The organism is Nonlabens agnitus (genome assembly GCF_002994045.1).
GTDB lineage: Bacteria > Bacteroidota > Bacteroidia > Flavobacteriales > Flavobacteriaceae > Nonlabens > Nonlabens agnitus.
Window position 1 is genome coordinate 2,337,990 of record NZ_MQUC01000003.1, and the last position, 13,147, is coordinate 2,351,136.

A 13,147-nucleotide genomic window follows, 5' to 3' on the forward strand; every position below is an offset into this window, starting at 1 on the left:
GAAAAATAATTTGTCAATCTGTATTATGCTGAATCCTGTAGATTTTATAAAATACATGATCACCAACAGTTCAAACTCAATTACAAATAGTAATATTATATTCGTTACAATGATAAACAATCAAAAGATAGTTGTGGTGCTTCCTGCTTACAACGCAGAAAAGACTCTTGAAAAAACATTCAACGAAATTCCATTTGACATTGTTGATGAGGTCATATTAGTGGATGATCATAGTACTGATAGAACGACTGACTTTGCTAGAAAATTAGGAATTAAAAATATACTAAGACACAAGCAGAATAAAGGATATGGTGCTAATCAAAAGAGTTGTTACAATGCCGCTTTAGAACTAAACGCTGACATTGTTATAATGCTGCACCCAGATTATCAATATACACCTAAGCTTATTCACTCAATGGCTTTTCTTATAGCAAATGACGTTTATAAAGTAGTATTAGGATCGAGGATTTTAGGGAAAGGTGCTCTCAATGGCGGTATGCCTTTGTATAAATATGTCGCAAATCGATGGTTAACTCTATTTCAAAATATTTTGATGAATCAAAAACTTGCCGAATACCACACTGGTTATCGTGCCTTTTCAAAAAGTATCTTACAAAAGATAAATTTCGAGAAAAATTCTGATGATTTTATTTTTGATAATCAGTTGTTAGCACAAATTTGCATGATGAATTATGAAATAGCCGAAATAACCTGTCCCACAAAATATTTTGAAGAAGCATCCTCAATTAATTTTTCAAGAAGCGTCAAGTATGGAATAGGTGTAATTGAAGTATCTATAAGGTACTTTTTACACCGTAATTTTAAAGTAAAATCATTAATTTTTTTAAATGATTAAATACTTATCATTTGCTGTATTAATCTTTATCAATTGCCTTTTCTGTTATAAATATTCTGAAAGATATACTGATCAATACGAACTCCTAACTTTATTTTATTTGATAGGTCAAATTACGATCATTGTTTTCATAAACAAAATTACGGCCTTTAAAACGTGTCAAAGCATTGTTATCAATACATTGATCATTATTCCGTTTTTTCTAGCTCTATTGAGTTATGTGTACATTTCTCCTGAGCAATTAAATGTTGATAGATGGAGTGTGATTAATTCCTTTTTAACAAACTTGTTAAATGGAAGATATCCATATAGTGCCATATCACACGTTGGAAACCCTCCTGGGCCAATGCCTATTTATTTTCTTATCGCGTTACCATTCGATTTTTTCAAAGCCTACAGCCTATTAAGTGCTTTAGGATTCATCGCATTAGGGTTTTTTTACAAACGTTTCTACTGTGAGACCTATAACTCAAGTTATTTAATCTTAACTATTATTTCCATCTTTATGCTATGGGAAATATTCTCATTGAGTAATATCATTAGTTTTTCAGTATTAGTAGCGATAGCTCTATTATATTTTGAAAAATCGATAATGAAACCTGAGAAGAGAATGATTCTGATTGTTGTAGCTCTAGGTCTATTACTATCAACACGCAGTGTTTATTCCTTAGCCTACATCGTATTCTTTTTATCCTTAATAAAGACTTCAAGTATGACGTTTTTGAAAGCTTCATTTCTTGCAACAATGATTCTCGCAGTATTTACACTTACGTTTTTGCCTTTTATAATTTTCTTCCCCAATGAGTTTTATGAAATAAATCCGTTTATAATTCAATCCTCATTTTTACTTCCTGCGCACTTTGTGCCTATCCTTTTTATAATTGCGATAGGATTTGGAATTTTCGCTAAAAATTTGTCAGAAAGATTTATCTACGCTGGCTTTACTTTATTTCTTTCTATATTTTTTTACTCTGGTTACATGGTGACCCAGCATGGTTATAGTAATGCAATTTTTGAGAGTAAAATAGATGTCTCCTATTTTTTATTCTGTATCCCATTCCTATTTATTGGAGTTCTTGAGCATACAAAACATAATTCATTACTTACTACCACTTCTGATTCATGAGTGATTTTCTTTATAACAAAAGCCTCTGAAATGATCAGAGGCTATTATTTTATTACGCTTTCGCGAAAGCGAAATCTTTATAATCAGAATGCTACTATACGACTCCTTGAGCTAACATTGCATCTGCAACCTTTACGAAGCCAGCGATATTTGCGCCTTTTACGTAATCTGTAAAACCGTCCTCGTCAGTTCCATATTTTACACATGCCTCGTGAATGTCGTTCATGATTGTATGTAATCTATTGTCAACCTCCTCGGCAGTCCAGCTGTATCTCAAAGAGTTTTGAGACATCTCTAGTCCAGAAGTAGCAACACCACCAGCGTTACTGGCTTTTCCTGGGCTAAATAGGATTTTCTTGTCTAGGAAGTGTTCAATAGCCTCTGGCGTACAAGGCATGTTAGCGCCTTCACCTACACAAATACATCCATTTTCAACAAGTGTTTTTGCCTCGTCACCATTCAACTCATTTTGAGTGGCACATGGTAAGGCGATATCACACTTGATAGACCACGGTCTTGCATCTTCATGGAATTTTGCATCTGGATATTTATCTAGGTATTCCTTGATACGACCACGCTTCTCATTCTTGATATACATGATGTGAGCTAACTTCTCTCCATCGATTCCAGCCTCGTCGTGGATAAATCCATCAGAGTCTGACATGGTGACTACTTTACCACCTAATTGTATGATCTTTTCTGCAGCGTATTGCGCCACGTTTCCTGATCCAGAAATGACGACCGTCTTGTCCTGGATTTTTTCGTTTCTGGTCTTTAACATGTTTTCTGCAAAGTACACGTTACCGTAACCGGTAGCTTCTGGTCGTATTAATGAACCACCGTATGATCTTCCCTTACCGGTAAGAATTCCAGTGAATTCATTTCTGATTTTTTTGTACTGGCCAAACATGTAACCTATCTCACGACCACCTACACCTATATCTCCAGCGGGTACGTCAGTATCGGCACCTATGACACGTTGCAGTTCTGTCATAAAGGACTGGCAAAAACGCATCACCTCACGGTCAGACTTCCCTTTTGGGTTAAAGTCAGATCCACCTTTACCACCGCCCATAGGTAGCGTTGTCAAACTGTTCTTAAACGTTTGCTCAAAGGCAAGAAATTTAAGAATGCTCAAGTTTACCGATGGGTGAAAACGCAAACCACCTTTATAAGGACCTATTGCGCTGTTCATCTGGATGCGGTAACCACGGTTTACCTGCACCTCGTTATTATCATCTGTCCATGGCACTCTAAACATGGTCACGCGCTCTGGCTCTGCCATGCGCTCCAGTAACTTGTCTGCACCATATTCTGGATTTTCTTCAATAAAAGGAATGACAACCTCGGCCACCTCAGTGACGGCTTGAATAAATTCAGGCTCGTTGGGATTCCTTTTTTCTACTAAATCGATAAAATCTTGGATGTTTTTTTCCATTATTTATAAAATAAGCGTTTCAAAAAACGTTTTCGTTAAAGCTACAAAGATAAAATTATCCAATTCACTTAACTTTTAATTACCATTATTTTAAGCATGCCTACATCGCAATAATTTATAGGTGTAATTAACGAGTAGACTAAATCTGATATTCCTGCGTTTCATCGTAGGGCAAGAAATGTAATTTGTTATATTTGGCGCTGCATCAAACAATTAATCGATGAATAGCAGGTTTGCTGGAATACTTTTTTTGCTCTTCTTGAGCACCTGCATGAATATTTCACAGGCGCAACTAGGTTTTTCTCATGAAGTAGGCGTTATCGCCGGCCCAGTTGCTTTTCAAAGCGATTATGGTGAACGTTATGACTTTGATACTAATAAAGGAAATGTTGGTATAGGAATAGGGCTGGTTCACTACATCAACTTTGCCTACCGTGCAGACTGTAATTGCTACAGCCGTGACACCTACTGGAACGACCATTTCAAAATTAGATCCCAACTCGCCTATCACGTGACCACCTTAAATCACTTGAGCGAACTTTCAGAACGCAACAGTATAGGTGGTTTACAGCTACGTTCTATGGAAGGTAAGGCTAAGGTCTTTGAAGCCGGCGCACACCTAGAGTATTATCCTTTTAGCATTCGTGATTTCCAAAATGGCGGTTACAAATGGGCTCCATATATAGGCTTAGGCTTGCACTATGCCAACTACAAACCAGAAGCGGAAAGTTCTCTAGGACCATTAGGCAACAGTATCACTACATTTCCCACGTTCATCGATCGTATCGATACCGATCGTGGCAGCACACTGGCTTATGTGGCAGATCTAGGCGTGAGATACAAATTGACTCCATTGAGCGATTTGTTGATCTCCTCTGCCTGGCATTATTATGATGACAACTATGTGGACGGCTTGAGTCCTAACAATCCCAACAATCGCAATGACGACTGGATCTGGTGGTTCAACATAGGATTCATATATTATTTGTAGATAGCTTTTAAGATTGTAGTAGTGCTTTTAGAGAGTATCGCTTTCGCGAAAGCGAATCCATTAAAATCCACGTACTTCATTATTAATTTGATCTAGGCCAATGCCTGTTTCAAATCATCAATTAGATCGTCAATATCCTCAATTCCAACAGACAAGCGGATCAAGGAATCCACGATTCCTGTTTTTTCACGCTCTTCTTTAGGAATACTGGCGTGCGTCATTGTCGCGGGATGACCAGCAAGCGATTCTACGCCGCCTAGGCTCTCGGCCAGCGTAAAGACTTTCAAACGCTCTACCAACTGGACGGCGCTTTCTCTGGCACCTGTTTTTGTGGTGAAGGACACCATACCACCATAACCCGTCATCTGTTTTGAACAAATATTATGGTTGGGATGGTCTTCAAAACCTGGCCAGTACACTTTATCCACTTTGGGATGAGACTTTAGAAAATGAGCTACTGCTTTTCCATTCTCACAATGACGCTGCATTCTTACGTGAAGAGTTTTTATACCTCGCAACGTCAAAAAACAATCTTGAGGTCCTGGAACGGCACCACTGGCGTTCTGGATAAAGTATAGCCTATCTGCAAGAGCTTTATCCTTTACCACTAGCGCACCCATGACTACATCGCTATGGCCGCCCAGATATTTTGTAGCACTATGCATCACAATATCTGCACCTAAGTCCAGTGGTTGCTGTAAGTATGGAGTGGCAAAGGTGTTGTCAACCGCCAGCAACAATTTATTACGTTTAGCGATCTGAGCTACTGCGGCGACATCAATGATATTCATCATGGGATTAGTAGGTGTCTCGATCCAGATGAGCTTTGTACTTTCATTTACAAAAGACCCTATCTTGCTCGCATCACTCATACCCACAAACCGAAACTTGATCCCAAAATCCTCATAGATTTTAGTAAACAATCTATAGGAACCACCATATAGGTCATTCGTACAAAGCACCTCATCGCCTGGCTTCAATAATTTGAGTATCGCGTCAATCGCTGCCAATCCAGATCCGAAAGCCAATCCATACGTGCCATTTTCCAAACTGGCCAACGATTTTTCCAAAGCTGCTCGTGTGGGATTACCACTGCGTGCATATGCAAACTCTGGATGTTGGCCTATTTTCTCTTGTTTGAAAGTGCTGGTCTGGTAAATAGGTGGCATCACACTATGGTAGGCTGGATCAATATTTTCTTGACCGCCGTGAATCGTCTTGGTGTTAAATTTCATCGTTTTGTTTTTCATGGTATTGAAAATACTCGCTGCAATCTAGTTCATTTAGTCATCTCCTTAGGAGCCCAAAATCTCAATACACCATTCTTTAGGAAAACTGAATCTTTAAAGCTTTTCAAAAAAGTTCAAGGGATGCCTTAAAATTATGATTTCTATAACAATGAATCGTGTTTGTTAAATTTTGATTAGCGACTAATACTTTCAACATATAAAAGCAATACTATGAAAAAAATATTAATCCTAGGCACAGTAAGCTTGTTTCTAACAAGCTGTGCTGTGATCAGACCTGGTGAAGCAGGTATTAAACAAAAATTGGGAGAACTAGATGACAAAGTAATCACCCAAGGAACAGTAACCTTTAACCCTTTTACTACTAAGGTTATAAAGGAATCTACCCAGACAAACAATCACAAGTTAGCATTGAGACTACCAAGCAAAGAAGGATTGAGTGTAGATTCTGAAATATCAATTCTTTATCGCCTTCAGGTTGATAAGATACCAACGGTATTAAGGAATATTGGTCCTGATTATAAAGATGTAATGTCTGCTGTTTTTAGATCTGCAAGTTCTGATGTTTGCGCACAATTTTACGCAAAAGATATGCACTCTGGAAAAAGGGCAGATATTGAGAAGGCCATCAAGACAAAAATGGAAGAAACTCTCACACCTCAAGGTATCATCATAGAAGCGGTATTAATGAAAAGCATACAATTACCTGCCGGACTTTCCTTATCTATTGAGCAAAAGCTACAAGCAGAGCAAGACGCCATGAGAATGGAATTTATACTTCAAACGCAACGGCTAGAGGCTGAAAGGAAGATTATTGAGGCAACTGGTGCAAGAGATGCTCAAAAAATACTTGCGGAAGGTCTTACACCTGAAATAATCAAAATACGTAGTATTGAAGCTTTTTTAGAATTAGCTAGATCCAATAATAGTAAAGTCATTATCACAGATGGTAAAACTCCTTACTTAATTAACGGGACAGATCTATAGAACTTATATATCAATATCTAATGGGTGGCCTTCTCAAGTTGGCTACCCATTTTTATTTCGATGTGTTCGGGTTTAGGATTGGTGTTAGCTTATTGCATTTAAATGTGAGTGCTGTCGTAATTTTGCCATATGGAAAATCTATTTATCTATTTAGACAGCTGCAATACCTGTCAGCGTATTTTGAAAGAATTGGAGTTGCCAGATACTGTGACTTTACAAAACACAAAGGAACATCCTATCACAAAAGAGCAACTCGAGTACCTTAAGGAACAAAGTAATTCATATGAATCATTGTTTAATCGTCGCGCCCAATTGTATCGCGGTCGCAACTTGCATGAAAAAGACCTGAGTGAAGCTGATTATAAAGATCTATTACTGGATCACTATACATTTATCAAGCGCCCTATACTTATTTATAAGGATCAAGCATACATAGGTAATTCAAAGAAAGTTGTAGCAGAAGCAAAAAAGGCATTAGCTAATGACTAAACGCCAGGTAGCGCTCGTTTGCGCCACACTCGTCGCGTTATTCTATGCGATTAATTTTTCATCTGCTAAAGAAGTCACGCCAGAACATATAGGTCCGTTTGGATTGACTTGGTATCGAGTGATTTTTACCTGCGCGATATTCTGGACCATATCTTTATTTGCTGGCCCCAAAGAAAAAGTGCCTTTTAAGGAGTTGCCTCTTATCGCATTAGCTGCGTTTTGTGGTGTAGGATTCAACATGGTGACCTTTATGTGGGGTTTATCGTTAACCACGCCCATAACTGCATCTGTATTAATGGTCACTACTCCTATCATCGTAGCAGTGTTGAGCGCTATTTTTCTAAAAGAGCATCTACACTTCTGGAAAGTGTTGGGAATAGGACTCGGTTTTAGCGGTGCTGCATTTTTAATATTTCTTTCTTCAACGCCCAATCAGGTGGCGGCAGATCCCTTTTTAGGGAACATTCTTATTTTCTTGAATGCGCTGTCTTACTCCTTCTATATTTTACTAGCCAAAAAACTCACCAAAAAATACCACGTATTCACGCTAATGAAATGGCTGTATCTGTTTGGCGTGTTATTCATAACACCATTTGGGATCCAGCAAGGTTTAGGTTTTGATGTTTCTAATGCCTCCAGTCACGTGATTCTCAATATCGCCTATGTGGTCATCTTTGCGACCTTTGGTACATATATGCTCAACATAATTGCCATACGCACGCTCAAACCTAGTGTTGTTGCAGTTTTTGTGTATCTGCAACCCTTACTTGCGGCACTTATAGCAGTAGCATTGGGAACTGATGAGCTTACTTGGGTGAAAGCGGCAGCTGGTGCCGTAATATTTTTGGGTGTGTATCTGGCGGGAAAGAAATCCAAAAGAGAATTGTCTGAAAAACTCTTAAGCAATTCAAACGAGAATGTTGGAGTATAAATCAAGAAACGGTTATTGTTTCTGCTTTGCTTGAATAAGTGTAGCCCATTTTATGGCCTCTTCTAAATCTGTGACTGACTTAAAATTTATAGGAACAAATCTTGATTCTAAAATTGCATTAGTGATTCCATTGGTCGTATTATCTACCACACAATAACCGCTTAAGTACTTAATAGCAAGATTTTTTAGCCGGATCCATTCGACCGGTTTGACAGAATACTTTCGTGTACGATTGGCGATCCATACTCTTCTCTTCACCACATTGTATGTTTCGTAATATGCCAAGGCTTTGTCAAGAACTTGGTAAACTTGCTCTGCTGATCCTACTACACCTTCTTTAAGCTCTGTGAGTAGAATATCTTCCATCAAATAAACGTTGCCAAAGTCAAATTCTAACTTATGTAGAATCAAGTGGCGATAGTCGGACTCTTCAATAGAAATCATTGGTCAAAAATAAAAAACCCTTTAAAATAGCAGCTTCTATGTGTTATTTATTGTTTAAAAACACTGAACAGCACAATTCTCCAGTTATTTTATTAAAGATCAATATATTGGCTTTTATTTTACGTGTCGTGCATGTGCCCAATCAATAGCATCACTCAAGCTTGTTACAGATTTAAACGCTATAGGCACAAATTTAGACTCCAGAATAGCACTCATGATACCATGTTGCGTGTCATCAACGACGCAGTAACCATATAAGTATTTCCTAAGGTGACCAAATTTGAGCCAGCCAGTAGGTTTTACAGAATATTTTCGGATGCGGTTAGCGATGTACAGCTTTTTATGGAAGAGTTCCATTTTATCGTAATATGCAACGCTCTCATCCACCACTTGCGCGGCCTCTTCTGCGCCAAAAACAAAACCTTCATAAACTTCAGACACGATAAAATCCTTACACAAGTAAAACTCACCAAACCGAAATTCCAGCTTCTTCAAGATATGTTTACGGTATATGGTGTTCTCAATGGATGGCATAAGAAAAATCCGGTTTACGATTTATAATCTAAATCTTCTGGCAATTGACCGTGAGACCTGGTTTCTTTAAGGTGAATTTCTTTAAAATCGTCAGATTTAGGTAAATGATCAATCATCCTATAAAGATCTTCATGCAGCGCTGTGATGCGGCGTTCCTTGAGATTCATCCAGGCACCAGTCATCAATCCGCGAGCCAGATTCTTTCCTTTATGATCATAAAAATTATGCCTAAAGCTAAACAAACTACCGTCTTCACTCATACCAGTTAACTCACAACTTACAGTTATGGGATGACCCTGGTGGATTTCCTTGAAATAATATATGTTTTCGTTAAAAATGACAGGTCCAGTTTGATATTCCTGCATTTGCTGTTGACCAAAACCATTCTCTATCAAATACGCCATACGGGTATGGCTCATAAAATTTTGATAGGCACTGTTTGCCATATGACGGTTTGCATCCAGATCACTCCAGCGTACGTCAAACTTTTTGGTATACATAAAATTGAAATAAACGCGCAAGGTAGAAAAGGTGCGCTTGACAGCTGGTAATTTTTAAAAAAGCTTATGATAATTACGCTTTCGCGAAAGCGAACTCTTCTTAAACTTCTTCAGTATCTAGAGGATTATTCTTCTCTGGAGCCTCGTACAATTTTTGCATCGCCTTCCATAAAAAGTATGCGGTAATGATCGTGCTGGAAATGTCTGCAATAGGAAAACTGATCCACACGCCGTCAATCCCATAATAATGACTGAGCAATAGCAATAAAGGTATCAAGATAATTCCCGTGCGCAGTGTGGTAAGTAAAAATGCTGGCAGGGCTTTACCTATCGCCTGGTAATAAGCAGCACCTATGAGCTGAATCGCAATGATGGGAACCGCAAAAAACACGATGCGTATCGCTACTGTGGTTTGATCAATAACTACCTGATTATCGATAAAAACTCCAGCAATTTCACTGGCAAAAACAAATAGCAGCACAAAAATTAACACCCCTAAAATGCAGGCATATTTTATAGACGTGTAGATCACGGCACGCACGCGTTTCCATTGCTGTGCCCCATAATTATAGCCTGCAATAGGTAGGAAACCCTGCGTGATTCCTAGCACCGGAAAGATCGCAAACATCATCAAACGACCTATGATCCCAAAGGCCGATACACTGTCCTCGCCGCCCAGTTCAAACAGAATATTATTCAAAATGAGGTACAAAACACTTGTGGTTGCCTGTCTACCTAAAGTGACAAAACCTAGACCACCTATTTCCTTAAGAATCACCCAGTCCGGCAAAAGCTGTTTTAAAGATGGCATCAACTCGCTGCGACCGGATAGAAAGAACCAGGCGATATATATAAAACAGAGACCGTAACTTACTGTGGTAGCCCATGCCGCACCTTCCATGCCCATATCCAGCCTGTTGATCAATATGTAATCCAGCAGCAAATTCCCGACAGATGGAATCATCATGGCGATCATGGCGTGTTTTGGAGCGCCTTCGGCACGTATAACGTTGTTGCCCATCATGCACAACGCGAGAATGGGAACACCATAAAGAACAATGCGATAGTAGATTTTGGCAGGTTCAAAAATATCTCCTTTACCGCCAAATGCCGGAACCAGATCATTGATAAAAAACAGCCCCAAAATCACCAGCACCGTCGTGATGACAATCGTCAAGGATAGCTGGTTACCAAAGGTGCGCTTAGCCTTAGCACGATCATCAGCACCTAATGCTCGAGAGATAATACTCGCACCGCCTATTCCTATTGCCATACCTAAGGCGGCAATAAAAAACGATACGGGCAAAACCACATTGATGGCTGCGATGGCTACAGATCCTATCCAGTTGCCTACAAAAATGGTATCCACTAAAATATTAAGGGACATGACCAGAATACCTATCGAAGCCGGCACGGCTTGCTTGACCAGCAAACTAGGAATCGATTCGGTTCCTAGAAGGGCGCTTTTTTCTTGGGATAGATTGGGTGTGGCCAAAAGATAATCTTTCCGCAAAGCTAATTACAAAGCAGCAGTATATTAAGGATTAACGGTTCTTTAAAAACTGTGCCTTTTAAAAATGAATATCTTGAAAATAAAAAGATGAAAAATAAAAGCGAACTTCAAGGGATTCAAATACCCTATGAATATAAGGATCAGAAATATGTAGGATACCTTTCCCTACCAGATGACGCCGTCGCACCTAAACCAGGTGTAATGGTATGTCCAGAATTTTGGGGAATGACAGATTACATCAAATGGCGAGCAGATGAATATGCCGCTCTAGGTTATGCTGCTCTTGTCGTTGATTTTTATGGAAATGGCATGGTCGCAAAAGATGCCGAGGAAGCTACAAAGCTTTCAGAAAAAGTAAAAAATGATCCAGATCACGCAGTGGCTCTATTTCAAGCAGCCATGGATGCTTTCCATAGGGAATCCATAGTAGATGCAGGAAACACGGCTGCTGTAGGCTACTGTTTTGGAGGTGCGATGGCATTGAGCATGGCCAACGCAGGATTACCACTTAAAGCTGTGATGGCCTTTCATTCCAAAGTCGAGCTTCCCATTATGCCTAACGAGAAGCTTACGGCAAAAATCGTCGTTGCAAACGGCGCTGAAGATCCTTTTGTATCAGAAGAAAGTATTGAGGCCTGGACAAATGCCATGGATGCCATCGACGTGAACTATGAATATGTCACCTATCCTGGAGTCAAACATGCCTACACCAACAAAAACGCAAATGCCAAGGCTGAGAAATATGACCTGCCGCTAGATTATGATGCAGAAGCAGATAAAGATTCTTGGAACCGCGTTCAAGACCTATTAGCCGAGGTGTTTTCTAAGGATTAAACCGCGACTGGTTCGCTTATGGCCCATTCGTCAATCCAGCGGCTCAAGACTTTGACCCAATCTTCTCGCGTGTTCAAACAAGGTATGACGTGAAACTCCTTACCACCTACCTCGTGAAAGATTTCCTCGCCTTCCATAGCGATTTCTTCTAGTGTCTCTAGGCAGTCACTTACAAAAGCTGGCGTGACTATCGCCAGTTTTTTTGTTCCGCCTAGTCCCATGCGTTCTATGGTACGGTCAGTATATGGGGTCAACCATGGATCAAAACCTAATCTGGATTGAAACGTGGTAGAATACGTGCCATCTTCCATCTCAAGATACTCACCTACCAGCCGGGTCACTTCCTTGCACTGGTGGCTGTAACAAAACTGGTGTGCCGGTGATGGCGTTGCACAACACTTGCCGTCCATTTTACAATGTCCATTAGTAATATCACTTTTTCTAATGTGCCTTTTAGGAACACCGTGGTATGAAAACAATAAATGTTCATAGTCCTTTCCTTCGAGAGACTCCTTTATGGATTCCGATAGCACGCGTATATAATCTGGATGATTATAGAAAGGTGGCATTTGGGTAAAGTTCATGTGTGGGAACTTTGCCTTGCGCAATTCTTCGGCTTTTACCACAATAGTTTCTGTAGTGGCCATTGCAAATTGAGGGTATAGAGGTACTAGCAACACCTCAGTAACTCCTTGATCATGCAATTCCTGCATTCCTTTTTCTATGGTCATGCCGCCATAACGCATGGCCAGCGCAATGGGAACACTAGTATAGGTATCAATTTTCTCCTGTAAACGCTCAGACAAAACAATTAATGGACTGCCTTCTTCCCACCAGATTTTTGAATACGCCTCGGCACTTTTCTTTGGTCTGGTGTTGAGTACGATTCCCTTAACCAAAATGGCTCTTAATATATAAGGAAGATCAATTACACGCTCATCCATAAGAAATTCATCCAGATAACGTTTCACGTCCTTAGGTTCTGGTGTGTCTGGCGATCCTAGATTGACAAGTAAGACTCCTTTTTTCATAAGCTGTGTTTGTACAAAAATAACTGTTTTATGGTCGGTGTTTAAGTAGATTCATTACCTCAATGTCTATGGTTATATCAAATGTTATTATGGATTTTGCTTTCGCGCCTGCCTGCCGGTAAGGCAGGAAAGCGTAACCAACCTCAACCTAATGCACAAAAACAAGCATCCAGATCATGTCAGGAACAGAAACCTTCATAAGCTGCCATCTCAAACACGCATCTAC

14 protein-coding genes are annotated in these 13,147 nt (G+C 39.6%); 7 read left to right on the top strand and 7 right to left on the bottom strand.

Annotated features, from left to right (window positions below):
- Nucleotides 1-109 precede the first annotated feature (109 nt).
- Nucleotides 110-856 (top strand): glycosyltransferase family 2 protein, encoded by a 747-nt coding sequence (locus BST86_RS10710; RefSeq protein WP_105984013.1) that lies wholly within the window; start codon nucleotides 110-112, stop codon nucleotides 854-856.
- Nucleotides 849-1,982, top strand: coding sequence for a hypothetical protein (locus BST86_RS10715; protein WP_105983239.1), 1,134 nt, complete (start codon nucleotides 849-851; stop codon nucleotides 1,980-1,982). Before BST86_RS10710 ends, BST86_RS10715 begins: the two co-directional genes overlap by 8 nt.
- Nucleotides 1,983-2,076: 94 nt before the next feature.
- Here BST86_RS10715 and gdhA read toward each other — a convergent pair whose 3' ends face one another.
- Complete coding sequence (gene gdhA, locus BST86_RS10720) at nucleotides 2,077-3,420, bottom strand: NADP-specific glutamate dehydrogenase (protein ID WP_105983240.1); 1,344 nt, start codon at nucleotides 3,418-3,420, stop codon at nucleotides 2,077-2,079.
- 220 nt (nucleotides 3,421-3,640) lie between these two features.
- On the opposite strand from gdhA, the gene BST86_RS10725 reads away from it, so the two are divergent.
- Complete coding sequence (locus BST86_RS10725; protein WP_105983241.1) at nucleotides 3,641-4,411, top strand: THC0290_0291 family protein; 771 nt, start codon at nucleotides 3,641-3,643, stop codon at nucleotides 4,409-4,411.
- A gap of 92 nt (nucleotides 4,412-4,503) precedes the next feature.
- On the opposite strand, the gene BST86_RS10730 is transcribed toward BST86_RS10725, so the two are convergent.
- Complete coding sequence (locus BST86_RS10730) at nucleotides 4,504-5,661, bottom strand: cystathionine gamma-synthase (RefSeq protein ID WP_105983242.1); 1,158 nt, start codon at nucleotides 5,659-5,661, stop codon at nucleotides 4,504-4,506.
- Between the two features lie 210 nt (nucleotides 5,662-5,871).
- On the opposite strand from BST86_RS10730, the gene BST86_RS10735 reads away from it, so the two are divergent.
- From BST86_RS10735 to BST86_RS10745, 3 genes are all read left to right on the top strand, one after another.
- Nucleotides 5,872-6,645: a prohibitin family protein gene (locus BST86_RS10735; protein WP_105983243.1), complete on the top strand. Its 774-nt coding sequence runs from the start codon at nucleotides 5,872-5,874 to the stop codon at nucleotides 6,643-6,645.
- Nucleotides 6,646-6,774: 129 nt separating this feature from the next.
- Nucleotides 6,775-7,134, top strand: coding sequence for an arsenate reductase family protein (locus tag BST86_RS10740; RefSeq protein ID WP_105983244.1), 360 nt, complete (start codon nucleotides 6,775-6,777; stop codon nucleotides 7,132-7,134).
- A complete protein-coding gene (locus BST86_RS10745; RefSeq protein ID WP_105983245.1) occupies nucleotides 7,127-8,065 on the top strand; it encodes a DMT family transporter in 939 nt (312 codons plus the stop codon). Before BST86_RS10740 ends, BST86_RS10745 begins: the two co-directional genes overlap by 8 nt.
- 12 nt (nucleotides 8,066-8,077) lie before the next feature.
- Here BST86_RS10745 and BST86_RS10750 read toward each other — a convergent pair whose 3' ends face one another.
- From BST86_RS10750 to BST86_RS10765, 4 genes are all read right to left on the bottom strand, one after another.
- Nucleotides 8,078-8,509, bottom strand: coding sequence for a hypothetical protein (locus tag BST86_RS10750; protein ID WP_105983246.1), 432 nt, complete (start codon nucleotides 8,507-8,509; stop codon nucleotides 8,078-8,080).
- Nucleotides 8,510-8,623: 114 nt separating this feature from the next.
- Entirely contained in the window at nucleotides 8,624-9,043 is a 420-nt protein-coding gene (locus tag BST86_RS10755) for a hypothetical protein (RefSeq protein WP_105983247.1), read from the bottom strand.
- A 14-nt stretch (nucleotides 9,044-9,057) separates the two neighbouring features.
- Nucleotides 9,058-9,543 (bottom strand): acyl-CoA thioesterase, encoded by a 486-nt coding sequence (locus tag BST86_RS10760; protein ID WP_105983248.1) that lies wholly within the window; start codon nucleotides 9,541-9,543, stop codon nucleotides 9,058-9,060.
- Between the two features lie 100 nt (nucleotides 9,544-9,643).
- On the bottom strand, nucleotides 9,644-11,038 hold the full coding sequence (locus BST86_RS10765) for an MATE family efflux transporter (protein ID WP_105983249.1): 1,395 nt from the start codon (nucleotides 11,036-11,038) through the stop codon (nucleotides 9,644-9,646).
- 105 nt (nucleotides 11,039-11,143) lie between these two features.
- Here BST86_RS10765 and BST86_RS10770 point away from each other — a divergent pair, with 105 nt between their 5' ends.
- Entirely contained in the window at nucleotides 11,144-11,890 is a 747-nt protein-coding gene (locus tag BST86_RS10770) for a dienelactone hydrolase family protein (protein WP_146126758.1), read from the top strand.
- Here BST86_RS10770 and hemH read toward each other — a convergent pair.
- Entirely contained in the window at nucleotides 11,887-12,921 is a 1,035-nt protein-coding gene (gene hemH / locus BST86_RS10775) for a ferrochelatase (RefSeq protein ID WP_105983251.1), read from the bottom strand. The genes BST86_RS10770 and hemH overlap by 4 nt on opposite strands.
- Nucleotides 12,922-13,147 lie beyond the last annotated feature (226 nt).